Here is a 25,601-nt window from a genome sequence, read left to right as displayed (position 1 = left end):
AGGGCAAAGCATGTTGATTCGCAACATCTTTGCTCCTTTTATGTGTAGCTTTAATTAGGTAGTAACACATCTAAGCCTAGATGTGAGCGTAATGTGCTCCCTTCATAGTCGGCTCGGAATAACCCACGTTCAACGAGCATAGGTATCACCTCGTTAAAGAATAAATCCAAAGATTTCGCTGGACCACCTGGCACAGCAATAAAGCCATCGAATGCACCCTTATCATAAAACGTAACGATTTGCTGGACAATATCCTGTGGCGTACCAATGGCTACAAGATGTGCTGAGCCAATTACCTCGGGTCGTGCAAGTAATTCCTCCACAGTCGGCTTATTCTCCATAATATAGCGCCGCACAAGATGAGCATGCGTTTTACTACGAACCTTTTGATCTTTTGGAGGCAGTAGATCAACTGTTACACGATCCTGAAGTGCCAAGTGGCGAACATCCAGTCCAATAACGGATACCAATGCAGCATAGCGGCGCTCAAGCGTTAAATGGGCATGAGCCTGCTGATGCATTTCCAATGCCTCCTCATATGTATCACCTATAAAGAAATAGAGACCTGGCAATAAGCGAATATCATCTGCCGAACGACCAGCCTCAACAGCACGCTTTCGCAAATCATTACGCATTTCAATGCCAACATCCATAGTTGGTGTTGCAGCAAAAATCGCATTCGATACAGTTGCCGCAAATTGACGTCCTACCTCAGATGCACCTGCCTGAAATAACGGTATATCTCCCGCTGGATGCATAGGTATATTTAAAGGACCTTGAATGTGGAAAAACTCACCATTATAATCAATAGGCTTTACAAGGTCTTTAATTTTTTCTAAATCTCCGTTAGCTTCTAATATTTCACTAGGGTGACTATGCCATAGCTGCTGAACAACGTTTGTACATTCAGCCGCTTTAGCATAACGCTCCTCTGATGATGGCATAGGGGCATTGCTAAAATTATATGCCCCATCAATGGAGGTCACTACATTCCATCCTACTCGTCCGTTACTAATCCAATTTAAGGATTGTAATTGGCGGGCAATAAGATAAGGTGGTGTAAATGATGTGGAAATAGTTGTTACTAAACCGATTTGCTGCGTTTCTCTCGCTACGAGTGCTAGCAAAAAGCTAGGGTCTAGTCCAACTGTTCCTTTTGTTTTAGCTATTAACTCTGGGTGCGCTATTAAATAATCAGCCTTAAATACAAAATCTAATTTGGCTGCCTCAGCACGCTTTGCAAATGCAATTTGCTCCTGAATCATTGCACCTTTTTTGTCCTGTTCACCGTGTACAGCTAGATGTATACCAATTATAAGTTGTCTTTTATTCAGCAAATTACTCTCTCCCTATCAATTGAAAATGATTATCATTTTCATGATAAGCATTAATTTCTAAGATTGCAATCAAATACTTTGCCTCTATTTGACTCATTATCGTTGCTAACGATAAGTAGAATGTGAAATATTTACATACGGCAGGAACAATTTATGTGCTGTTTTTGTTTTCCAGTAGTAAAAAGAGCTTTGTCTAAATTAAATGCTTCATTTAGAAAGACGATTTCAATAATAAATAATTTTGCCCAAGCTCTGGTTAAAATTTGTCCCGTATTCATAAGCATTTTTGTGCGATGGCGACACGCTGTAAAAACAACGGTCAAGGTCAACACGATGTTGGTCGCACAAGCATTTTCACAGGATGCGAGGTTCTTAGCCTCTGCTTCTCTATCACCCATCAGTGGAAGCTGGAGGAAAACTCCACTGATTGAAGATTCACTTTATTTACAGACGGCTACGCAACACCTTTCATATGTTTCCGCTTGATAATTGACGATATACTGAAAATGCATCTGTTATATTATATTGTTCCGTTCGAGGATCTCCTTTGGCTCCTACTGTTACGAGGATATATTCTTGTCCATTGACTGTAGCTAAACTCGCTAAGCATAACCCAGCCTCCTCTGTATAACCCGTTTTACCACCTAAGATTTCCCCTGCTGACAACTCGCCTGAAGTCATATGTTGAAACATTCGATTGGTAAATGTCATGCCTTCTGGATGACGATTTGTTTGCTTTATCGAGTATCTTTCCGCAGTATAAATCTGACGAAATTCACTATTTGTTAATGCATACTGTAGAAGCAAAGCAATATCCTGTACCGTTGTATAATGTTCTGGGTGATGCAGACCCGTTGTATTCATAAAATGCGTATTTATCATGCCAAGCTGTTGAGCCTTGTTATTCATAAGTTTGACAAACTCTTCCTCTGAGCCTGTAATATATTCAGCCAAGCCGATAGATGCCTCTGCACCTGATGGCAACATGGAACCATACAATAAATCCTCTACTGTAAGCTGCTCATTAGGGAGAAAACCTGCCATTGAAGCATTTTTTTCATATAAATCATGAAATATATTTTTGGGTAACACAACTTCTTGTTGTAACCCTAATTATTCACACCCAAATACAAAATCCCACAGGAAAGGCGATTTATCGCCTTTCCTGTGGGATTCTCTTTTTCACTAAAAAAATGAAAAAAGAATCCATTTCTGTTAAGGTTAAATCGACCAAGAACTAACCAAAAGAAAGGATTCTTCTCATGATTAGATTACCGCAAACAACACTTCATTTCAATCACCAACTGAAATTAACTCACGATGGAGGTGAGCTTTCTTCTGATACAGGCCAATTTATCTTCCGTGAGTTCGATGAAAAAATCGGCTTTTCCAAAACAATCGCCAAACACCTTCACTTAAAAGATGAGCGTTCTTACTGTATCCATGACAATATGGAACTTCTTCGTCAAAAAATATATCAGCTCATCGCAGGCTATCACGAGGATGACGCAGCGGATACATTAACGCACGATCCAGTTTTCACGCGTGTACTTGGAAAACCAGCACTTGCATCTCAGCCATCTTTATCTCGATTTTTCAAACGCTTTGACAAACAGGCACTCCAACAACTTCAAGCGGCGAATCAAGAACTACTGGACCGGGTGCATCAGTTACGTCAATCGACGACTCTTTTAATTGATCTGGATTCGTCTCATGCGGATACATATGGCAAGCAAGAAAATGCCTCATACAATAGCCATTACGGCACAGTCGGCTTTCATCCACTCGTTGCGTTTGACGGCTTCACCGGTGATTTTTTAAAAGCGCAGCTACGCCCAGGGAATAGGTATACATCAAACGGTGTCGTGGAATTTGTCCGCCCTTTACTGGATCATTACAACGAAAACTTTCCCGAAACGACAACACTCGTGCGTGGTGATAGCGGCTTCGCAGTACCCGACTTATACAAACTTTGCGAAGATGAATCGGTCTATTACATCATTCGTTTAAAGTCGAACGCCAGACTGAAAGCACTTGCGGAAGAACTACATCCAACATCTGAAATCCGTGATGTCACAAAAGCCGAACGTTATGTGGAGGAGTCAATCTATCAGGCTGGTTCATGGAATACGTCACGTCGCATCATTATTCAGTCTACACGCCCAGCAGGTGAACTGTTCTTCACCCATGCCTTTTTCGTCACAAATTTAAGCGAAACTGCCTTTTCACCGGAAGCCATTCTCACGTCCTATCAAAAACGTGGCGCAATGGAAAACTTCATTAAAGAGGCGAAAGATGGCTTCGGATTCGATCAAATGAAAAGCCATGATTTCCAAGTGAACGAAGCACGCATGATGATCAGTTTACTCGCCTACAATTTAACGAATTGGTTACGTACATTAACGTTTCCATCTGCGAAAAATGGGCTTCAAATCCAAACCATTCGCACACGGTTAATTAAAGTTGCCAGTAAACTTGTAAAATCTGGTCGTTACCTGCATTTCAAATTAGCGTCCAGCTTCGTCTATGCGCGCTTCTTTTCAGACATTCTGACCAGAGTGCAGCAGCTTTCCACCAACTAGATCACTTTTTTAAAAAATCGAACCCGTACCAAGGGATAAGTCTGCCTAAAAACAGGTAAATTCCCATTTTTTAAGTATCAACTGGCCTAAATCATTTATTCCTCCATTTAAATTCCAGAGAAACTTGGTCTGTGATAAGAAATATGACAAAACGAACTCAGGTCAGTTAGCTATGAATAATTCGGGTGTAAATTTTGAATATGTTCAATAGCAACTAAAACGGTCATCATTTTTGTCAAAGATGCAGGATAAATTCTCTCCTCGCTATTTTTATCCAATAAAACCTGATTGTTATCTAAATTAACTAAAATTGCATTCGAGCTGTATAAATCGACATCAAGTATATCTTCACTCGTTGCAAGTACATCTACTTTTGAAGAGTCAACAAATGATATGGGCGTTTCTTTTGAAACCATAACATAAACGAATAACATAATTATGATAAACGATATACTAAAAATACCTTTTTTAGTGAACATAAAAACAACTCCTTCTCTTTATGCTTATATTCAACCATAAAAAAAGGAGCTTATTTTTAATTAACTATTAGTGAATTCTTAAGATTTCTTAAGAATTGTTTGGCAGTTTAACAGTAAATACTGTTTTTTCATCGCTAGAGGTAGCCGTAATAGTCCCTCCATGGGCTTGTACAATTTCATTCGAAATGGCTAAGCCAAGTCCCGCACCACCAGTTTGTGAGGACCTCGCAAGATCTAAACGATAAAACTTTTCAAATATCATCTTTAATTTTTCAGGAGGAATGGTCTTTCCTGTATTTATAAAAGAAATCCATGTCTGATTATTTTCGTTATTAGCACTAATTTCAATTGTACTATTTGGGTGGCTATAAGCCATTGCATTTTTTAAAATATTATTAAAGACCCTCGCTAATTTATTGCCATCCGCATAAATAGTGATGTCTTCATCTATTTTAACGATAGCTTTTTGACCTTTTGGTGCTAATAATGGGTAAAATTCATCTGCTACCTGCATTAACATATAGTTGAGTGGAATAAGATCCTTCTCTAAAATAATGGATTGTAAATTAAATCTGGTGATTTCAAAAAACTCATTGATTAATTGTTCTAGCCTATTTGATTTTTCTAACGTAACCGCTACATATTTTTCCTTTTGCTCCACAGGCATATCCTTTGCTTCATCTAACAGGCTTAGATAGCCAATAATGGACGTTAACGGTGTTTTAATATCATGCGCTAAATAGACAACAAGATCATTCTTTCGTTGCTCTGCCTCTTGAGCATCCTTTGCACGTTTTTCTAATTTATTTTTCACATCATTTAATTTCTTCTCTAAAAAATCAAGTTCAGCAGGTAGATGTATTTCCTTTTCTGACTCATCTGCAAGCATTGTAATACCTGTACTAATTTGATGAAAGTAACGAGTAAAACGGGACAATGCAATATAAAAAATAATTAGCAGTAATAGTATAAATCCTATCGCTAGCCAAAATGGTTTATTTTGTTGAAATAGCACATTATACGCGTTTCGTGCTGCATAATAATCTAATTGTAAAATATTTTCACAAAAAGCCATAAAGACGTCCGCAAAAGGAGCCTGCAAGATACCGTCAATAAATACGAAGTTAATGAAATAACCGACTATCAGGGCAATCACAAGAATAACAATAATTTGTAAAATCATTTTTCTCTTCAGTCTTCCAAACTCATTTATCAATGGTATACCCCACTCCCCAAACCGTCTTAATAAACTTTGGATTGTCCACAGAATCGTTCATTTTTTCTCGTAAATGCCTAATATGCACCATTACGGTGTTATTGCTGTTGTAATACTTTTCTCCCCAAACCTCTCGAAATAATTCCTCGGCACTAATGACCTTACCTCTGTTTGAGCTTAAATACCATAGAATAGAGAATTCTGTAGGTGTAAGCGATAATGGTCTTTCATTTAGTAAAACCTGTCGTGTATCCTTGTTGATAATCAAACCAGCAAAATCAATAATAGCCTCATTTTGCTTTGAGCCTTGGTTGTACAGGGTAAATCTTCGTAATTGTGCCTTTACGCGTGCAACCAGTTCTAATGGACGAAAAGGCTTTGTAATATAATCATCCGCTCCTAGAGAAAATCCAGTTATTTTATCAATTTCTTCTTCCTTAGCCGTAAGCATAATCACTGGAAAATTAAATGCTTCTCGGATTTTCTGTAAAATTGTAAAGCCATCAATATCTGGCATCATGATATCCAGAATAGCTAAATCCAATTTTTCCCGCTCCATACAGACCAAAGCCTCTTGAGCTGTATAATACTTAAATACATGATAATTTTCATTTTTTAAATAAAGCTCAATTAAATCTGCAATTTCCTGTTCATCATCAACAACTAAAATATTCAACTAAATGCCCCCTCTTTATAAACACGAAATTTCCAATGATTTTCAGAGGCATTATAGCACTTAGTTATGGCTATATCTATCAATATGTGTAGCCTTTTTTAACGCTATCTCTTTAAATTAAAAAGAAGAATCGGATACTAACTAGTTCCAACTCTCCTTTTGGTTCTCTAAACAAAACTCATAAATTCCATCTATCCATTTTATTCATTTCATGTCCTTTTAGAGGAAGATATATACCAACACCATCTATTGGACCTAAGTAGTTTTAATTGGCTCCTCATTCGATTTTCGGTTTATATCCTGTGTAACAACTCTGCCACGATAATATTGCATTTGTTCATTTAGCTTATGCTCTTTAACCGTCATAGTAGCAGGTTTAATTTTAAATACAAGTGTTTTACTGCCTAGCGATGATTGATATTTATCAATATGTGTTTTCGATAAAGGTGCCTGATAATAACCTGGTACATATTTATCAAGCATAGCCTGCATAGCCACAGTTGCTTCGTCTAAATCCCTCACAATTTCCACCACACCATTTGCAATGACACTCATATAAGCTGTATCTGTGTTCGCAGGAATGGGGTCTACCATTGTTCCATAATTTTCGCATATTGTTATACAAGCATTTGGATTGGCAGTCATGATGTTTATTTTTCTTCCGTCATTGGCACCATGGAAATAAAAAATTCCATCTTTCACCACATAATTTAAAGGTATTACATAGGGTACACTATGGTCCACTAGCCCCAGAAAAGCAGTTTGTGCCTCTCTTAAAAATTTATGAATTTGGGTTTCATCTGTACATGCTCTTTTAAATGTTCGAATAGCTGTTGTCATCTCTATCATATCCTCCTATCATCTTATAAAAAGGAGTCTACAGCAGAACGGCTCTCCAAAAAAGGGACAGTTCTATGAAAACAAATGGGTACAGCCAAATACACATGTAGCTATATTGGGCATAAATTATAGAGAATAGTCTGTACTTATAAATAATTACCCGCAAATTATACGGAGCTATTTTTATTGTAACGGTGTTGCTGGTATCATTTGCTCTGCATTAGGAATTGGTTGAGGATAAGGAGAATCTCCCATCTCTGCCTTGTCATAAGAAGGTGATGTGATATACTTTTTTGATTCGTTATACTGCTGTCTTAGCAGCTTTTCAAATTCTTTCGGTGTCATCCCTTTCACCTTATTTAAAAATTTTTCTTTATTTTTTTCTGGAATATACATATCTATGCCATATTCTTTACTAAGCTTTGTTAATATTTTATTGTAGGGTATAAGCACTACATCCCTATCAAAATCTTTTGTATCCGCACTAGAATGAGTAGTTGAACAAAATACCGTGACCATCATACAAATCAATGTTATATTGAATATTTTCTTCATCCTTTAACCCCCCTATGTGATATTATTATAATATTTATTGGAAGTCGATAAAAGATAAACCATGAAGATTATGAAATGATGCGACCATTTCTTGTAGTACAAGACTCCACAGAACCACTCCTTGAATAACTTACCTATCATTTAAATTAACTAACGAAATATTTCAAGGCCTTATTTGAAACATTAATTAAAATAAGGTCTTTATAATAAAATTTTTAATATTACAAGCAAAATTTTTGTAGTGAAACGATAGTTATACTATACTGACAGTGTTAAAGATATTTATCCTTAACAGTTTATACTGATAAAAATAAAGTTACCAACCTTTTGGTAGCTGAAGGGAGAAATACTTATGACAAAGGTTGCAGTTGTAACAGGTTCTGCTGGAGGTTTAGGTCGTGGTATTGCAGAACGTTTAATTAAAGATGGTTTCCAAGTAGTTTTACACGATATCAATGAGGAATTATTAAATTCAACTGTTGAAGAATTGAAAAATACAGGGGCAGATATTATTGGTGTTGTTGGTGATGTTTCGAAGCAGGAGGATCAGATCAACCTTGTTAACAAGGCTGTAGAAGCTTTTGGTCGCCTCGATGTATTTGTTAACAATGCGGGTATAGATGCAGTCACACCATTTTTAGAAATTGAAGAGCAAGAATTAAATCGCTTATTTGGCATTAATGTCAATGGCGTAGTATTTGGTACACAAGCAGCTGCGAAGCAATTTATCGCACAAGGCTCTAAAGGGAAAATTATCAATGCTTGTAGTATTGCAGGGCATGAAGCCTATGAAATGCTTGGCACATATTCAGCAACAAAGCATGCTGTACGAGCTATCACACATGCATCTGCAAAAGAGCTAGCACAACATCAAATTACGGTCAATGCATATTGCCCAGGTGTTGCGAAAACAAAAATGTGGGATCGCATTGATGCCGAAATGGTGCGTCATAGCAATGGTGCTCTTCAACCAGGAGAACCGTTCGCTAACTTCACTGCTGGGATTGCTTTACAACGTTATCAAACACCTGAAGATGTTGCGAATTTAGTGTCCTTCCTAGCTTCAGATGATGCAGATTATATCACTGGTCAAGCCATTATCACAGATGGTGGACTTGTTTACCGTTAAAATTTTTAATATCATCAAGTGCTTTCTCTTATGAAGGCACTTGATTTTTTTATTGAAAAAGCCCTGTAGAGAGAACTATCTCCACAGGGCTCTGATTGTTAGATTATTTTGTAACAGAACTATCTTTCACTTTGTTGTTATTCACATCAGCTAGGTTAGTTGCTTGAAATTCAACAACAATACTATCTGTTAAAGCAAAGTCCTGTTGCGTTGTAACTGTAAGTTTACCATCAGTTACAGTCACAGCAGCAGGCTCTACAGTTGAACCAGCAATCTTCACTGTTACACCTGTTACAGTATCTTGCTCAGCAATAGCTTCCGTAAAGTTTACGTTAAACGTTTTACTATCTACTGCTGTTATCGTAGATGCTACAGGTGCAATATTTTCTTTCAATGCTATATGAGTTGTTGCTTTGCCACCTTTCAGTGTATTGCCCTTTGTATCGACAATATTTTGCGCTTCAAGCACATAGTTACCATTTACAATAATAGAGCCTTCAGGTAAAGTAAAGCGTACTTTTTTCGTTCCGTCTATAAATTGTAGCTGTGTACCTGCAGGAAGCACTTGACCTCCAAGTGTATAGTTTGCTGCTGTTAGTGCTGCTGCTGTCACATCTGCAGCATATTCAAGCGTAAATACTTGATTATCTGTTATTACTACAGGTGTTGCCCCAAATACTAATGAATCTGTAATTGTTTCAGGCACAGTTTCAAACGCTCCAGTAGCAACATTAAATGCTATTGTATTTGCTGTAACATTGCCAGCTACATCTGTTACCGCATTCGCAGCCAGCTCAAATAAATAGCTAGAATTGCTATCTAAATCAATAGCTACTTTTACTGTATTTTTCTCAGCACCCTCAATTTTGCCATTACCATCTACATCAACGCCAGCATCGGCTTTTACTGCTGTTACACTACCAGCCGTATAAACAATACCATTTTTTGATTTAAGTGTTAAATTGCCATTCACTGTTACAGGCTCATTAAACGTCAGGTATAGTGCATCTACATCTGTTGCTACATTACTATTATCTGCAACGAGCATTTTTGCTGAAGCAGCTACAAGCGTAGCAGGTGTTGTGTCTTTTGATAAAATAGCATTTGTTTCAAATGCGTCGCCCACATTACCAGCTAAATCTCTATGACCCTCTACTTTAATTTTTGTATTAATAAATTGCGATGTACCTAAAGCAGATGCCGCATTAAGTGTGAATACCGTTTTATCTGTAGCATCTTTAAGCTGAGCATTCGTCAAATAAAAGACAGTTGTTCCAACAGTTACCTTTGCATATTCTTCTGTAGTTGTATTAGCATCAAGATTTTGCTTTACTAATTCCTCTGAGAAATCAAGGATAATATCTGTGCCATTCACTGTTGTAGCTACTGTTGGCTTTGTATGATCAGCTGCTGGTTTCAGCGTTGTAAAGCTCACAGTAAGAGGATGAGCAATATTATTAGCAAAGTCAGTTGCGCCCACAATATCGACTTTATAAGATTGTTCAGGTGTTAAGCCTGTAATTGTTAATGTTTTATCAGATAGCGTGTAGCGGTCAGCAGGCAGTTGAACACCATTTACATTTACCGTTCCTGCATTTTGTACATGCTCATTAAATGTAATAACCGCTGTAGTATCTTTTGGTTCAACAGCTAGAATAGCAGCAGATGTTTTATCCTCAAACGTTGTTAATGTATTCAATTCTTCTGTTAAAACAGTAGCATCTGCCTTTGTTTTAATTGGTTTTACAGTTACTTTCCCATGCGTTAATTTCAGTGCTTTATCCGTTGTTAATGTAACAGTCATGCCATCTTCAGCTATAATGGCGTTTGTGATGCTTACGCCTTCAATAGCATACTTCGTTAAAATAACAGCATCTTTCGCATCAACAGCTGTGTTAAATTTAACCTCAAATTCTCTTGCATTTAATCCTTTTACAGCTTCTACGGCTGGCACTACCTCTTCTTCCTCTACATCTTCCACTGCATCAATTGTACGTTTAATCATTGTTGCAAATTCTTCTCGGCTAATTTTATCTTGTGGTGCTAATAGTGCACCTTTACCGTTAATAACTCCGTTAGCAACAGCTATTTCTAAGTACGATACAGCCCATTTAGAAGCTTTAGCAGCATCTGCAAATTGACCAAGATCAGCTTCACCTGTTAATTGATAGCCCTCTACAATGACTTTCGCTGCTTGTTCTCTTGTTAATTGTGCTTTTGGCTCAAATTTACCATTGCCCATCCCATCAAATAATTCTGGTGATGTTGCAAGCACCGCATTATAGAACCAGTCTTTTTCATCTACATCTGAAAAATCCTCTGTGCCTGTTGCCTTTAAATCTAACGCTTTTGATAATACTTCCGCAGCCTCTGCACGCGTAAGTGTACCCGCTGGATTGAAGTTTCCTTTTTCATCACCTTGGATAAATCCTTTATCCGTTAAAAATTGCACAGCTTCCTTTGCCCAAGATGAAATACTATCGGCATCCTTTAATTCAGCTGCTGATGCTACTGGTACAATAGCAGATGCAACAAGTGCTGCTGTAGCTGCTGTTACGAAAAATTTACGGCCTTTGAGTTGTTTTGTCATATGTGGGTTCCTCCAAATTTTAAAAAATCATACTATTCCTTGAAAACTATATTACCACTCTAGTTATTTTTTTAATATGTATAGTTCTCGCAAATAATAGATAGTTACTATAATATGTAAAACCATCTTCTAAGTTTTTCATGATGAAATCTACCAATCAAACTTAAATTTGCTTTACTAGACAATAATATTACTATGCTTCCAATAAATAAACGCTAAAAATACGGTAATATTAATAGACTACTGGCTTTGGAGGGAAATCTTTCATAAAAACAACCTGACCAGCCCATTAAAAAAGGTTCTTTTGATAGAGGGAAATACCAGCAAAAGAACCCTTTTAACATATTCTTCTATAGCTTATATAATGGCAGGTCAATTCAAGTTTAGAGCGCACAAGAAAACAATCTTACTCCATTAAAATCTAGCTACTATTAAATCCATATTGATGCTTACAGCAGCCTGAAACCCTTCAGCAGCAGCAATCATTAACGAGGATGGAACTGCCTTTTTAGTTTCACCTGCAATATATACGCCGCTCACTGTCGTTTGCCCAGTGCCGTCTGTAATAATGCACTGGTTTTCATCAAATTGACAATGCAATTGTTCAGCAAATTTATTTGGACGCATAAAGCTCGGCACGACAAAACCACCACTTCTTGCAATATTGTCACCTGTTGCTAATTCAATGCTCTGCAAGTTACCATGCTCGCCATGTAAGTTTTTAATAGTAGCTGTATAAATTTTAATCTTTCTACGCTCCAATTCATGATGAACTTCATCGGATAATGGATTGCCATTTGTAAACACCATTAAATCCCGTGACCAATTATAAACCAGCTTAGTCATATGCAGAATATGTTCTTCATCTTCTGCTAGTATAGCTAACGCTTTTTCCTTTTGCTCCCAGCCATCACAATAAGGGCAGCTAAATAAGCTTTTACCATAATATTGTCGAATCTGTGCTAGAAAAAACTCCTCCTGTATACCAGTAGCTAATAGTATTTTTTCGGATAAATAAGACTCATTATTGGCTGTTTGCACTAAAAATAAATTAGTTTCCTCTTTCTTTATAGCAATAACGGTCTGATGCAAAACTGAAATAGTAGGATAAGCCTCCAATTCCTTCATCGCAATGCTTTTAAATTGTAACGGTGTAATACCATCTCTCGTTAAAAAGCCATGTGATGTCTGTGTCACACGATTGCGATTTGTTTCATTATCAAATAGAGCAACCTTTCTACACGCTCTTCCTAAAGTTAAGGCTGCACTTAATCCAGCAGGTCCGCCCCCAATAACAATACAATCATATTTATTCATCACACTGTTCCTCCATTTTCAAAATATATATTACAGACCTTTATTGTCTATAATTCAAGTAAAAAATATTACTACAAATAAGAATATGTCTAAATATAAATTTTTATACAATGTTATTTTTACATGGCTCTGCTATTATGTAGCCATTTAGCACAATCTTTAGTGGAATATGTAATGATAGCATCCGCACCTGCTCTAAACATACCTAGAAAGGTTTCTGCTACTACTTGCTGCTCATCTCTAAATGACCCATAAAAAGCAGAGCTATATTTTATCCCATAGGACATAATTGGCGTATGTTCAAAACCATGATTGTCTAATGTAGCTCTAATCGAGGCTACAAATCCATCCATCATACTTGCTGGTGCTACTATATCAACTCCAGCAATAGCTTGTGATAAAGCCACTTGATTATGAATTTCTAAGCTGGCAGCATTTACAATAACGCCATCCTGCAATAAACCACAATGGCCATCTGTTGTATATTGACAAATACATGTATCAGCAATCACTAAAAAATTAGGATAATTTTCTTTCATTAATCGCGTAGCACGTTGAATGATGTCATCTTTCTGAAATGTCCCACTGCCTAATTCATCTTTAACAGCTGGCATGCCAAATAGCATAATTTTATTTAATCCTAAAACATGAAGCTTCTGTAATTCAAGCAACAGCTGATCTAATGATAAATGATATACGCCAGGCATACTGAGGGCTCTGCTAATGCAAAGCCCATTTCATCAAGTGCTGACAATAAATTTCGGTAAGGGATCACTAAATTGTTGCCAATCCTCCATCATTTCAGCATCTGTTAATAAACATTTATCCAGTTCACTTTCGATTTCTTCACGATCAAGCTCTATGCCAATAAAAACTAATTCGGTTTGCTTATCACCGTATGTTTCATCCCAACGTGCTCTTAATGCTGGGTCCTCCTTCAATTCTGCCTCCTGAAGCTCTTGAGGTAAATCAGCAATCCATTCACCAGCTCCTTGAAATTGGATAGAAGCCCCTGCTTGTGATAATATGCCAGGTATATCTCTTGTGGCTAGCCAAAAGAAGCCTTTTGCTCTAACAATTTCAACTGGTAACTGATCTAGCCACTCATACCAGCGCTGCGGATGAAAAGGTCTTCTTCTGCGGTACACAAATGATGAAATGCCGTATTCTTCAGTTTCAGGAACATGTTCCTCATTTAGCTCTTTAATCCAACCAGCGCCCTGGCTTGCTTTATCAAAATCAAATAAATGACGATCTAATAATAGCTCGGGCTTAATAATGCCATTTTTAACGATATGCTGTTCAGCATCGGGGTTTAGCTTTAAAAGAAATGCTTGCAAAACCTCAAGATATTCAGGTGTCACTAAATCTGCCTTCGTCACACAAATAATATCTGCAAATTCAATTTGATCAATTAATAAATCGGATACATCGCGTTGATCGTAAATATCATCTGTTTGCTTTCGCTCCAGCAACGTTTCGCCACTCTCATAGTCATACCAAAAACGATTGGCATCTACTACAGTAATCATAGCATCTAATCGACAGTGCGATGTTAAATCAATGCCTGTTTCCTCATCAATATATGAAAATGTTTGAGCGACAGGTATTGGCTCACTAATCCCTGTTGATTCAATAACAATGGAATCAATATCGCCCGCTGCCACTAGCTTCTCCACTTCAATCATTAAATCCTCACGTAATGTACAGCAAATGCAGCCATTCGATAGCTCCACTAGCTTCTCTGTTGTTCTAGAAAAGCCTTGTTCCTTAATTAACTGTGAATCGATATTGATTTCACTCATATCATTGACGATAACGGCTATTTTTCTACCATCTCTGTTTGCTAATAATTGATTGAGTATCGTCGTTTTTCCTGCGCCTAAGTAGCCACTTAGCACAGTAACAGGTATTTTCGTCATACTGCATGATTACTTCCTTTCAAATGTTAATATTGCTCTAACTGATTTAATTGTTCCTTTAGTAAATCTTTCGCTAAATTTTCACCAATCATGACAAGGTTTAATGGTAAATTCACTTCTTCTCTGTAGAAAAAGGGTACACCAAATGCATATTGAAATAAGGCGATACTATTTACATCATCCACAAACTTTAGGAAGCCTTTTATTCGATAAACACTTACAGGCAATTGTTCTAACCATTCCATAAAAAGATTCCGATTAATCGGTTTATCAAATGTATACGTGAGGCTTGAAACATGTAAATGCTCTGTCACATGCAGCTTGTCATGACCCACTGAACTAATTGGATGATCTCTATGAATGATGTCCTCTACATTTAATCTTGAAAATGTTGTCATATGTTGTATAGCATGTGAATTTAATTGCTTTGTATCTCCTACAATTTGGTTGTACTGCCCACTTGTTAATAAATCTACTTTATTAATAACAATTTGATCAGCATATCGAATTTGCTCTTCCAGCAATTTTTGGATACGCAAGCTTAATTTATTTTTTCTAGACCATATATTCCCATCTACTACGGTAATAATGCTTTTAACGATAATATTTTGAGCAATTACTGGTAATAGACATGCATCATAAATTTCCATTGGATGTGCTATACCAGAGCCTTCAATATAGATTACGTCAGGTTTTTCTTGCACATAAAGGGTTAATAAAGCATTTTCAAGCTGTGTTTTGCTCGTGCAGCAAATACAGCCATTAATAATTTCTTCAATCGGTGTATGGTCGTTTAATAGGTTACGATCAATGGATACCTGCCCTATTTCATTCATCAGAACGGCAACTTTACGATTTCTTTGCCGCTCTTGCACTAATAAATTTTGTAGTAATGTCGTTTTGCCGCTGCCCAAAAAGCCACTTAAGATCACAATTTCTACCTTATCAAGCATACTATCGTCCACTAATCTTCCATCCGAATGGGTCTGCAAGCTCGTCCCATGCCCCCATCATTTCATCTTTTGTTAATAAGCACTTATCTAAGCTGCTGACAATAGCATCCTTCGGTAAATCCATTCCAATAATAACGATTTTCGTCATGCGATCTCCGTACTCGATATCCCAATCCTCTTGAATTGCTGGATTTTGCTGTAATATTTGCTCTTTCTGATGCTTCGGTAAAGCAGCTACCCAATAGGATACTGGGTTAATATTGACAGAAGGTCCTGCCTGCGATAAAAGAATAGCAATATCATGATGTGCTGCACTCCAAACAATCCCTTTCGCTCTCACGATTGATTTTGGCATATGCTCTGCCCATTCTTTAAAGCGCTCTGGATGAAATGGTAATCTTCTCATATATGTGAACGAGCTAATACCATATTCTTCTGTTTCAGGTGTATGATTCTCATGCCCTAGCTGTAACTCCTTTAACCAGCCTGCGGAATTTGACACCTTTTCAAAATCAAAGCGATTGGTATTCAATATGTCTGAAGGGTCGATGTTACCATTAATAGTACGAATAATTTTAGCTTCTGGCTGTAACGTTCGAATCACATTCTCAAGCTTCCCTAATTCTTCCTCATCTACTAAATCACATTTATTTAGGAGCAAAATATCGCAAAATTCTATTTGATCAATTAATAAATCAGCAACATCCCGCTCATCTAACTCCCCAACAGCTTCCTTTCTATCCAATAGACTTTCGCCAGATTGGAAATCATGCCAAAAACGATTAGCATCTACAACTGTCACCATCGTATCTAGCTTGCATGTAGCCGTTAAATCAATGCCTAATTCTTCATCAATATACGAGAATGTTTGTGCAACTGGAATTGGCTCACTAATCCCTGTTGATTCAATGACGATATAATCGATATTGCCCTTTTCAGCTAATTTCTGCACTTCAATTAATAAATCCTCACGCAATGTACAGCAAATACAGCCATTTGACAGCTCCACAAACTTCTCCTCTGTACGAGAGATGCCGCTGCCCATTTCCACTAGCTCTGCATCAATATTAATTTCACTCATATCATTGACAATGACAGCCACTCGAAGATTTTTCTCATTTTGTAAAATATTATTGAGAACAGTTGTTTTTCCCGCACCTAAATAGCCGCTAAGCACTGTTACTGGTATTTTTTTCATATGCAACCTCCTTAAATAGTAATTATTACGATTTAATACTTACAAAGTAAATCACAAAATAAATCATATTGCAAGTTTTTTTATTCTCTATCTTGATCTAAATAAATTTTGCTGCCTACTGCATTCGTTTGATATTTGTATTTTCCGTTGTACTCATTTACAACAGGTATATCCGTTTTAACAAAGACAAGCTGGCAAATCCGAATTCCCTCTTCTATAACGACTGCTGTATCATTGGCATTAAATAATTCCAACGTGATTTGCCCCGCAAAGCCAGGATCAACCCAGCCTGCATTTTGGATAAACAAGCCCATTCTTCCTATAGAACTTCTTCCCTCCACAAAGGCTGTTAAAAAATTGGGCAACTCTATATATTCTTTCGTTGTCGCTAACAGGAAGGATTTAGGAGGAATAGTTATTTTCTCTGCTATTATTTCCTCATACGTCATTGCTTGAGTAATATTAAGACTATTATCTTCATTTGGCATAGCCTTTAAAAAGTGGTTGCCTAGCCTTAAATCGACAGAAGCAGGTTGTATTTGCTTTGTTCCTAATGGTTGAATTTTCATAGATTCATGATGAAGTAAGCTTTGTATTGTTTGATCTGAAAGTACCATCTATGCCCCTCCTTCCATTATTTATTGCGTTCAATGACAGCAATTGCATTATGTAAATGAATGGATTCTTCATTTTCACAAGTTACTTTATAATTTTTAATCCAGTGTACTTCTTCCAAATCCGCTGCCACCAATCGAGCTAAATCTTCCACAAATCTTGGATTTTGATATGCTTCCTCCGTCACAAATTTTTCATCCTCACGTTTTAATACATTATAAATAGGGGCACTCGCATTCGATAAAGCAATATTTTTTAAGTCATGTTTCCAGCTGTCGCTAATTGTTGTTTCATCTGCCTTCGCTTGCATTGTAATAAAGCCGCGCTGATTATGTGCACCGTAGATACTTATCTCTTTGGAGCATGGACATAGCGTTGTGACCCCTATTTTCATCGCAACCCATAGCTCCATTGTCTGGTGACTATCATAGCGAATGTTTAACTGTAGATTAGCATGCTGCGTGCTTGTTAATTGTGTAACAGGACTAGTTGTTTCAAAGACCCACGGAAAATCAATTGCTAAATCAACGCGCCCTTGCTTTAACGAATAGGCTATTTGTTGGACTAATTCTTTTAATAATGGCAGTGTCAATGGCTTTACTAAATATAGTTCAAGATTTTGAATAAGCCGACTCATATGTGTACCACGTTCATTGCTTTTTAAAGATGTTGTCAGTTTGATTGTTGCTAAAGGAGTCTGTAATCTATCTTGCTCCTTTAAAATGATTGGTAATTTGACATTCGATATTCCTACTTCTTGAATGTCAAACTCAAAATCCCCCTTTTGTTGCTGCACATCCTTTAAGCCTTCTTGCTGATCGATAAAAGCTTCCTCACTATGAAATAGAGTTTTCAGCTTGTAATTAATCGTATCTGCTTTCAACATTCACAAACTCCTTTTCAACACTTATCAAATTTAAGGTTAATGTTTAATACTTTTATATGGTAACATAAAAGAAAATAGTAATCATTACTATTTTCAAAAATAATGCTATTCCTCTTGAATACTGCTTTCCCCATGTTGGTTTTATATGTCCCTCAACTTCTTGATGATTTTAGGTTCGTATAACATAAATAAAAAATAGCAGCAAATAGTAAAAAGGATTGCTTGAACATCCATTTCAAGTCAATCCTTTGCATTTTTCTTACTTCAACTTTTCATGACTCTCTACATTTAACTGCACCTCACTTGTTAGACACTACCTAACAAGTGAGGTGCAGTTCAACAATGTACCGCTTTTACAAGTTTACAAGCTGACTAACTGTGCTATATTTCCCTTCATAGAAAGCAAGTGGTGACCCTTCACTCATAACGATATCAGTTACTTCTCCAATAAAGAGTGTATGATCTCCTGCAATTTGCTTGCTATGAACATTACATACAATATTTGCTAATGCATTCTTTAATACTGGTAGTTCATTTACCCAGTCAAATTCAACTTCACGTTCTTCTTTAATTTGTCCCGCAAAATGCATTGATAGTTCTTTTTGTTCCTCTGACAATATATTAACAGCGAATTTGCCTGACGTATTAATTTTATCTAGCATTCTAGCTTTTTCACCAATTGATATTAACACCAATTTTGGGTCAAGCGATACCGACATAAATGCATTGGCTGTCATACCATGCGCTTCTCCGTCTATAACTGTTGTAATCACTGTTACCCCTGTAGCAAATTTACCCATTGCATTTCTAAAAGTTCTATCATCCATCATTTGACTTCCTCCTTAAAATTAAAAGTGTTTTATTATAGATTTAAAATGAGCTATAAATAATTTTATCGTGTCTTCCTATTGATTTAGGAACCTTGGATATAAATAACTGAATATTCAGAAATTATATCAACTACCTTTTCAACCTAGCTATTTAATAACTAGCTCTTTCTGAGGTAATGATTGATCTACTAGGCCCTCTTCCATCACTGGCGCTTTGCGTAAAAATGTTACAGAGATAAATGAGGCCACAGAAAGGATCGCAATAAAAATAGCGAGTGGAACCCAAGAGTTATTATAAGCACTTAGTAAGACAGTAGCGATCATAGGAGCAGTTCCTCCAAACAATGCCGATCCTGCTTGATAGCCAAGTGTTATTCCCGTGTAGCCAACATTTGTACTGAACATTTCTGTAAACATTGTGCCAATTATACTTGCAATGGAAGACCATAGAATGCCTAAACCAATAATGGAAACGGCATAAGCCCAAAATGTTGAGGCTGTTGACAATAAATAATAATAAGGGAACGAGAAGAGAGCAATGCCGGCTGCTCCCATCATGAATACACGTTTACGGCCCAATACATCCGATAATTTCCCCATTATTGGAATACATAATGTCGTTACAATAGTTGCAACAGTAATAATGTTTAATGCTGTAGTTCTTGTGAAACCTATGCTATCTGTAGCGTAGGAGATAAAAAATGTTGTGAATAGATAGAATGGACCTACTTCAACACATTTTGCTCCTAATGAAATTAACACAGCTTTCCAATGATAACGTAGTGTTTCAAAAAGAGGGATTTTTACAACATTTCCTTTTTGTTTTTCTTCACTAAATGCTGAGGTTTCTTCAATGCCACGGCGTATCCATAAACCAGTAATCACCAAAACTGCACTTAGTAAAAAAGGAATTCTCCATCCCCATGAAAGAAATTGCCCTTCTGGAAGTAAAGTCATTATTGAAATAGCTGTTGTTCCAAGTAGCATACCCAGAGGGATCCCCATCGCTGGGAAACTTCCATAAAACCCTCGTTTTTCTTTCGGTGCATTTTCAACTGCTAGAAGAACAGCTCCTCCCCATTCTCCACCAACAGCAACCCCTTGTAGGAGTCGTAAGAATACAAGTAGAATGGGCGCTAAAATTCCGATTGTACTATACGTTGGCAACAAGCCTATACATACTGTTGAAATCCCCATTAATAAAAGTGAGATAACAAGGGTATTTTTTCTTCCAAATTTATCGCCCATATGGCTAAAAATAAGACCACCAAGAGGGCGAATAAAAAACGTAACACCAAAGGAAGCGTAAGCAAGTAACAGACTTACATATGGATCATGGCTTGGGAAAAACAGTTTATTGAAAACAAGCGCTGCCACGGTACCATAAAGAAAGAAATCATAAAATTCAATCGTACTGCCCACTAAACTAGCGAATAATACTTTTCGGGAACTTGCAGTTGATTGTTCTTTTCTCATTCATCACATTCCCCCAACTATTTGATTTTTAAATACAGATTTGTAAATAAACTTTAATTCCAAATAGGTATAGTATCCATATAGGCTACTTTGTTAAAAAATTTAACAGTAATTTCTGTTTGATTTCCTTGCTTCAACCTTTCCAGCTTATTACTGCTCAGCTCAAAGTGATTGTCGTGAGAGCTATTATGCTTAAAGAAACCTTGAATAGTTCTATCCCCATTTGTAATTTCCACTTTATAGAGACCTCTTTTCGGCAAAATGTACTTCCCCTGAATTTGAAACTTAATATTATTTAACTTCTGTTGTGTATACAAATTCATCGGGAAATTTATCAACCCATTCATTTCATAATGTTTCCCTAAGTAGTACGGGACTAAATGGACATCGCCTTCACTTATTAGCTCTCTAATTAAGGTTGAACTTATTTTATTATCATTCGTGACCCTTTTTGAAATTACTGTAACTTCAAAGGGATTGTACATACTGACCTGTCGTAAATAGTCTACATTGCCTTGGGCTTTATAACCAAAGGTGAAATCAAAGCCCACAACAATATGGGTTGCACGAAGATTTATTATATATTGATTAATAAATTCGCTTGCAGGAAGTGAAGCGAATGGCAATGTAAAATTCATTACAAAAACTTTATCTACACCATGTTTAGACATTTCTTCAAGTTTAGAAGCCAACGGGGTTAAATATTTTCTATCTGCTTCACATTTGATAATCTCACTAGGATGAGGATCAAAGGTCATAACAGTTAATTTTAAATTTTTTTTGTTGGCAATTTTCTTTGCTTGCTGTAATAAAAACTGGTGACCTAAATGAACACCATCGAAAAAACCTAAAGCCATCACATGTGGTTCTTGAATGTCTAATGGCTCATTCATTGGATGTGTTAAATGTAAAATTTCCACTATGCTTCACCTTCTCTACAAGCTATTTGATTATTAAAGGAACAAATTTTACACCAATTATGTATACTGTACTGTGTATACATTAAATAGTGAGAAAAATTGTGAAATTTTGTCGAATTTCACATACGTATTAATAGCAGAGGCATTTTAGATGAGATTCTTCACCCCATCTAATTAGCTTCTATATAATTTAACCACTTATTCGTTATTAGTGTAATATCGAACCTCAAAAATTTTACAGCCATTTGGTGATTTCCATGGACCATGCTCCATACCCGGAGGGCGACACGCAACCATTCCCGCCGTAAATTCCTCGTTTAGACGTAGGTCAATAAGTGAGCCTTCTATAATGTATAGTTCTTCCCAGAAGTCATGAATTTGTACACCATCTGGAGATGTATCTGTTCCTGCCCCCAGTTCAAGAATACGAGTGGCTACTTCCGTACCTGGAATTTGAGCAATAATACGTTGTGCTGAGCCTTCCACTGTTTTTGACGGAGTTGCTTCAAACGTTTTATAATCCACAAATTCATGTTCTTCTTTTTCTTGGTCTGCATAATAACGAACTTCGAAAATTTTACAGCCATTTGGTGATTTCCATGGACCATGCTCCATACCCGGAGGGCGACATGCAACCATTCCCGCCGTAAATTCCTCGTTTAGACGTAGATCAATTAATGATCCTTCTATAATGTATAGTTCTTCCCAGAAGTCATGGATTTGTACACCATCTGGAGATGTATCTGTTCCTGCCCCCAGTTCAAGAATACGAGTGGCTACTTCCGTACCTGGGATTTGAGCAATAATACGTTGTGCTGAGCCTTCCACTGTTTTTGACGGAGTTGCTTCAAACGTTTTATAATCAATAAACTCGTGTTCAGGCTTAATCGTAACTTCTATTTCTGATTTCCTCATATTATACAACCTCCGCATCTGTCAGAATATGAACCTTATAATCTAATTGGATTTTGCTGTCCGTTAAACGGTCATATAATTCTGCTGAAAAACCATCACCGTAAATAAATTCACCAGTTATAATAGGAAGCGTTCCACAAAATACAACCATATCCTCACTGTAGTATCCACGCTCTTTTATAATTTTAAGTAAATCTTTAGGCTGGAGGAATTCTCCAAGTGTTCCTGCTTGATACTCTTTCTTATCACCATCAACAATCATCCAGCTTCTCATTTCAATGTCATCCCAATGATTTTCAATATCATCTAAAGACCAAAACTGTGTAGAGATAGGCTTGCTGCAAACTTGTTTGGATTTTTGAATAGACACTTTTTCAAGCTCACGATCCGTATGGTCACTTCCAAGCCCTACATACCATTTTCCCTTAACACTCATAATAATTACTTCTGCTTCTCCACTACTACTTTCTTGAACAACTGAAATAGATTGATCTGTCGTAAGAAGATTTGTTGAAATATCATAAATCATTGGAACTTGTGGAGGAGCTGGGACGCCAATCTCTCTTAATTCATCAATATGTTTTTTTACAGATGCCTGATCCTTCCCTGTGTAACCAGCAATCAGTAGACGTTTTGGAGTTACACTTATACGTTCTCCAGAAACATGAATATCCATTAAATTAATTCCTCCTGTTTATCTAAAACTCGATGCTTTAAATTTGGGAAAGCATCACGAATAGAAGCGATTTGAGATGGATCAATTTCTGTTTTTACAATCGTTTCTTCATCGCCTCCACTTGCCATTACAATTCCCCAAGGATCAACCACTTGACTATGACCACCTAAATGAACACCATGCGTCTGACCAACACAGTTACTTGAAATTAAGAAACATTGGTTTTCTAATGCTCGCGCTGTATTAAATATTTTCCAATGCTCTAATCTGGCATGTGGCCAAGCAGATGTAACAAGAAGTAGCTCTGCTCCTAAATCTACTTCTGCACGGTACAATTCAGGGAAACGTAAATCATAGCAAGTTGATAATCCTACCTTCCCAAAGTCTGTATCTACTACAGTTGTTTCATTGCCTCTCGTTAAAATTTGCCCCTCCTGTGAACCATAACGGAATAGATGAATTTTTCTATAGGTTCCAATAAGTGCACCCTCTGGAGAAAATAAAACACTAGTGTTATAGAATTTTCCATTATTTCTTTCTATAAAGCTGCCTGCAAATAGATAAGAACGAATTTCTTTTGCCTTTGAAGAGAATCGCTGTACAAAATCTCCATTAATTTCTTCCGATTCATCAACATATCGATCAAATGCAAAGTACCCAGTTGCCCATGTTTCAGGTAGAACAATTAAATCTTGACCCTTTAATTTATCAATCATTGCTTCCACACGATCTATACGAGCGTTTTTAGATTCATTATCTTTAATCTCTAATTGTATTGATGCAATCTTCATTTTTTCAACATCCTTTTATCTATATTTCCTAAACGAGCTCCTCCACTTGTGTAGGAAGAGAATAACTTTCTAAAAAAGCTTCAACCATTTTCACTGGTTCTTCATATCCATAATTTCTAAATGAATAGCCTTTCGTAACGAATGGTGCACCATTATAGAACATTTCGTACTGTTGATGTCTCCCACTAAATTCTGATCCAATGATATCCCATACTAACTTAAATAATTTAATTTTCTCCTCAGCACCTACGCCTGTAGAACGTATATATTGATAGATATCATCCTTCGTTTCAGGATTGATCAGTTTCTTTGTAGGAAGAAGGTAATTGTAAAACGCCTCCCCCACATAGCTCTCTTAAAATTCTAATAACTGAAGCATAAATAATATCCTGCTGACCAACTACACCATAAAGGAAACGCGGGTCTGGTCGTGCTACACCATTTTTATCAATGATACAATTATATTCGGATGCTAACAGGTTACCTTCTACAGAAGCTGCAATAGATGCAAGTTCACCTAGCTTTTCTTGAACAGAAGGAATCTTATCTATTCCGTTCATTGCTGTCACTTTGCGTGCTGCACCAATTAAGAATTTCAATTTATTACTAAATCTTATTTGGGCTTGATTATTACCTAATACGTGTGCTGGCGTTTCATGGAACTGTGCTCTCACAATATCAATATTTTTGTAAACAAAAATATCTGACCATGGAATAAATACATCATCAAAAACAACTAATGAATCGCTTTCATCAAAACGAGAAGATAATGGATAATCAAATGTGCTTGGTGATTTGTCAGCATAACTAGGTCTTGCATAAAATTTTAACCCTTTTGCATGAATCGGTAATACAAAGGACAATGCATAGTCTTCATCCCCAGGACGTAGTGGAGTAAGACAACTTACAAATAAATAATCAGATACTGCTGATGCTGTGCCAAGCATTTGAGAGCCTCTTACAACAATACCGTCCTCTTTTTCTTCATAAACACCCACTGGTAGAAATTTATCTTCCAATTCATGGGCTGCTTTACTTCGGTCAATTTGCGGTGGAATGATAACATATGTTACATATAAATCTTTATCACGCACATGCTTGTAGAAATTCACAACATTTTCTCCAAAACCTTCTCCCCCACGTTCAAATACCTCAGGTGAACTAGCAAATGAGGCTAAAAAGCTAGCAACATGATCAGGGCTTCTGCCAACAAATCCGCAAGTTGCTTGAGACCATTTAGAAATTGCTAATCTTCGTTCCTTTAGCTCTTCACGACTCTTTGGAATCATATAAATTTTGTTTGCGAGCGTGCCATCCTCTGTTGTATAAGTCATATTTTGCGATTCATCTAATGCTAAATCGTATAAACCAGCAATCGTATTTGTAATTCCTTTAAAAGCAGGGTGTGTTGCTACATCTTTAACTCTTTCTCCGTTTATGTAGATCACTCTATCATCTTTCAATGCCTCTAAATACTCTTGACTTGTTCTAACCATACTTACTTCCTCCCCATGTATCGAATAAATAGATGTTTTTAAAAGAAACAGTCTTTCAACGAATCATTAACTCCCTTTTCAGAACTCTGTGTACTGTGTTGTGTATACATTGATTTCCCCAAAAACTTGTATTGCAACAAATACTCATAAGCAAGCGCTTTCATTCAAGCAAATTAATTTACAAATGCCACAATATGTTTTT

At 36.8% G+C, this 25,601-nt stretch carries 26 protein-coding genes; 2 read left to right on the top strand and 24 right to left on the bottom strand.

Translation table 11 applies throughout. The features are described 5' to 3' along the window. Positions 1-50: 50 nt before the first annotated feature. From MHB42_RS06530 to MHB42_RS06520, 3 genes are all read right to left on the bottom strand, one after another. The gene (locus MHB42_RS06530; RefSeq protein ID WP_340805141.1) at positions 51-1,337 is read right to left on the bottom strand and encodes an NtaA/DmoA family FMN-dependent monooxygenase; all 1,287 of its coding nucleotides are present in this window, start codon (positions 1,335-1,337) and stop codon (positions 51-53) included. Between the two features lie 131 nt (positions 1,338-1,468). Next, entirely contained in the window at positions 1,469-1,735 is a 267-nt protein-coding gene (locus tag MHB42_RS06525; protein WP_340805140.1) for a hypothetical protein, read from the bottom strand. Between the two features lie 70 nt (positions 1,736-1,805). Then, positions 1,806-2,381: a D-alanyl-D-alanine carboxypeptidase family protein gene (locus MHB42_RS06520; protein WP_340805139.1), complete on the bottom strand. Its 576-nt coding sequence runs from the start codon at positions 2,379-2,381 to the stop codon at positions 1,806-1,808. Between the two features lie 218 nt (positions 2,382-2,599). On the opposite strand from MHB42_RS06520, the gene MHB42_RS06515 reads away from it, so the two are divergent. Beyond that, on the top strand, positions 2,600-3,919 hold the full coding sequence (locus MHB42_RS06515; RefSeq protein ID WP_340804206.1) for an IS1380 family transposase: 1,320 nt from the start codon (positions 2,600-2,602) through the stop codon (positions 3,917-3,919). A 170-nt stretch (positions 3,920-4,089) separates the two neighbouring features. On the opposite strand, the gene MHB42_RS06510 is transcribed toward MHB42_RS06515, so the two are convergent. From MHB42_RS06510 to MHB42_RS06490, 5 genes are all read right to left on the bottom strand, one after another. Continuing rightward, positions 4,090-4,398: a hypothetical protein gene (locus MHB42_RS06510; protein ID WP_340805138.1), complete on the bottom strand. Its 309-nt coding sequence runs from the start codon at positions 4,396-4,398 to the stop codon at positions 4,090-4,092. A gap of 88 nt (positions 4,399-4,486) precedes the next feature. Beyond that, a complete protein-coding gene (vanS, locus tag MHB42_RS06505) occupies positions 4,487-5,581 on the bottom strand; it encodes a vancomycin resistance histidine kinase VanS (protein ID WP_340805137.1) in 1,095 nt (364 codons plus the stop codon). Positions 5,582-5,603: 22 nt separating this feature from the next. After that, entirely contained in the window at positions 5,604-6,290 is a 687-nt protein-coding gene (gene vanR / locus MHB42_RS06500; RefSeq protein ID WP_053994230.1) for a VanR-ABDEGLN family response regulator transcription factor, read from the bottom strand. Positions 6,291-6,545: 255 nt separating this feature from the next. Next, the gene (locus tag MHB42_RS06495; RefSeq protein WP_340805136.1) at positions 6,546-7,130 is read right to left on the bottom strand and encodes a pyridoxamine 5'-phosphate oxidase family protein; all 585 of its coding nucleotides are present in this window, start codon (positions 7,128-7,130) and stop codon (positions 6,546-6,548) included. Between the two features lie 183 nt (positions 7,131-7,313). After that, a complete protein-coding gene (locus tag MHB42_RS06490) occupies positions 7,314-7,685 on the bottom strand; it encodes a hypothetical protein (RefSeq protein ID WP_340805135.1) in 372 nt (123 codons plus the stop codon). 352 nt (positions 7,686-8,037) lie between these two features. Here MHB42_RS06490 and MHB42_RS06485 point away from each other — a divergent pair, with 352 nt between their 5' ends. Beyond that, the gene (locus MHB42_RS06485) at positions 8,038-8,814 is read left to right on the top strand and encodes an acetoin reductase (protein WP_340805134.1); all 777 of its coding nucleotides are present in this window, start codon (positions 8,038-8,040) and stop codon (positions 8,812-8,814) included. A 103-nt stretch (positions 8,815-8,917) separates the two neighbouring features. Here MHB42_RS06485 and MHB42_RS06480 read toward each other — a convergent pair whose 3' ends face one another. The 16 genes from MHB42_RS06480 to MHB42_RS06410 form a co-directional block, all read right to left on the bottom strand. Then, a complete protein-coding gene (locus tag MHB42_RS06480; protein ID WP_340805133.1) occupies positions 8,918-11,404 on the bottom strand; it encodes an S-layer homology domain-containing protein in 2,487 nt (828 codons plus the stop codon). Positions 11,405-11,818: 414 nt separating this feature from the next. Next, entirely contained in the window at positions 11,819-12,721 is a 903-nt protein-coding gene (locus MHB42_RS06475) for an NAD(P)/FAD-dependent oxidoreductase (protein WP_340805132.1), read from the bottom strand. Positions 12,722-12,840: 119 nt separating this feature from the next. Continuing rightward, positions 12,841-13,428 (bottom strand): hypothetical protein, encoded by a 588-nt coding sequence (locus MHB42_RS06470; protein ID WP_340805131.1) that lies wholly within the window; start codon positions 13,426-13,428, stop codon positions 12,841-12,843. A 33-nt stretch (positions 13,429-13,461) separates the two neighbouring features. Beyond that, positions 13,462-14,643: a GTP-binding protein gene (locus MHB42_RS06465; protein ID WP_340805130.1), complete on the bottom strand. Its 1,182-nt coding sequence runs from the start codon at positions 14,641-14,643 to the stop codon at positions 13,462-13,464. A gap of 26 nt (positions 14,644-14,669) precedes the next feature. Next, positions 14,670-15,635, bottom strand: a complete 966-nt coding sequence (locus MHB42_RS06460) for a CobW family GTP-binding protein (protein ID WP_340805129.1) — start codon at positions 15,633-15,635, stop codon at positions 14,670-14,672. Continuing rightward, positions 15,598-16,794, bottom strand: a complete 1,197-nt coding sequence (locus MHB42_RS06455) for a GTP-binding protein (protein ID WP_340805128.1) — start codon at positions 16,792-16,794, stop codon at positions 15,598-15,600. Before MHB42_RS06455 ends, MHB42_RS06460 begins: the two co-directional genes overlap by 38 nt. Before the next feature lie 80 nt (positions 16,795-16,874). Next, entirely contained in the window at positions 16,875-17,411 is a 537-nt protein-coding gene (gene dcd / locus MHB42_RS06450) for a dCTP deaminase (protein WP_340805127.1), read from the bottom strand. Between the two features lie 17 nt (positions 17,412-17,428). Next, on the bottom strand, positions 17,429-18,295 hold the full coding sequence (gene folE2 / locus MHB42_RS06445; protein ID WP_340805126.1) for a GTP cyclohydrolase FolE2: 867 nt from the start codon (positions 18,293-18,295) through the stop codon (positions 17,429-17,431). 353 nt (positions 18,296-18,648) lie between these two features. Next, positions 18,649-19,122, bottom strand: a complete 474-nt coding sequence (locus MHB42_RS06440; protein ID WP_340808544.1) for a flavin reductase family protein — start codon at positions 19,120-19,122, stop codon at positions 18,649-18,651. A 150-nt stretch (positions 19,123-19,272) separates the two neighbouring features. Next, the gene (locus tag MHB42_RS06435) at positions 19,273-20,601 is read right to left on the bottom strand and encodes an MFS transporter (protein WP_340805125.1); all 1,329 of its coding nucleotides are present in this window, start codon (positions 20,599-20,601) and stop codon (positions 19,273-19,275) included. A 53-nt stretch (positions 20,602-20,654) separates the two neighbouring features. Then, a complete protein-coding gene (locus MHB42_RS06430) occupies positions 20,655-21,494 on the bottom strand; it encodes an FAD synthetase family protein (RefSeq protein ID WP_340805124.1) in 840 nt (279 codons plus the stop codon). A 225-nt stretch (positions 21,495-21,719) separates the two neighbouring features. Further along, positions 21,720-22,436 (bottom strand): hypothetical protein, encoded by a 717-nt coding sequence (locus tag MHB42_RS06425; protein WP_340805123.1) that lies wholly within the window; start codon positions 22,434-22,436, stop codon positions 21,720-21,722. A gap of 1 nt (position 22,437) precedes the next feature. After that, the gene (locus tag MHB42_RS06420) at positions 22,438-23,112 is read right to left on the bottom strand and encodes a DUF2848 family protein (RefSeq protein ID WP_340805122.1); all 675 of its coding nucleotides are present in this window, start codon (positions 23,110-23,112) and stop codon (positions 22,438-22,440) included. Beyond that, complete coding sequence (locus MHB42_RS06415; protein WP_340805121.1) at positions 23,112-23,903, bottom strand: carbon-nitrogen family hydrolase; 792 nt, start codon at positions 23,901-23,903, stop codon at positions 23,112-23,114. Before MHB42_RS06415 ends, MHB42_RS06420 begins: the two co-directional genes overlap by 1 nt. Before the next feature lie 28 nt (positions 23,904-23,931). Beyond that, positions 23,932-24,249, bottom strand: coding sequence for a 4-hydroxyphenylacetate 3-hydroxylase C-terminal domain-containing protein (locus MHB42_RS20665; protein ID WP_445299970.1), 318 nt, complete (start codon positions 24,247-24,249; stop codon positions 23,932-23,934). Then, the gene (locus MHB42_RS06410) at positions 24,194-25,399 is read right to left on the bottom strand and encodes a 4-hydroxyphenylacetate 3-hydroxylase family protein (protein ID WP_340805120.1); all 1,206 of its coding nucleotides are present in this window, start codon (positions 25,397-25,399) and stop codon (positions 24,194-24,196) included. Before MHB42_RS06410 ends, MHB42_RS20665 begins: the two co-directional genes overlap by 56 nt. Positions 25,400-25,601: the final 202 nt, after the last annotated feature.

Origin of the sequence: Lysinibacillus sp. FSL K6-0232 (genome assembly GCF_038008325.1) — a bacterium.
Lineage (GTDB): Bacteria > Bacillota > Bacilli > Bacillales_A > Planococcaceae > Lysinibacillus.
The sequence above is the reverse complement of the archived record's forward strand: the minus strand, read 5'-3'. Positions and strand labels throughout refer to the sequence as shown.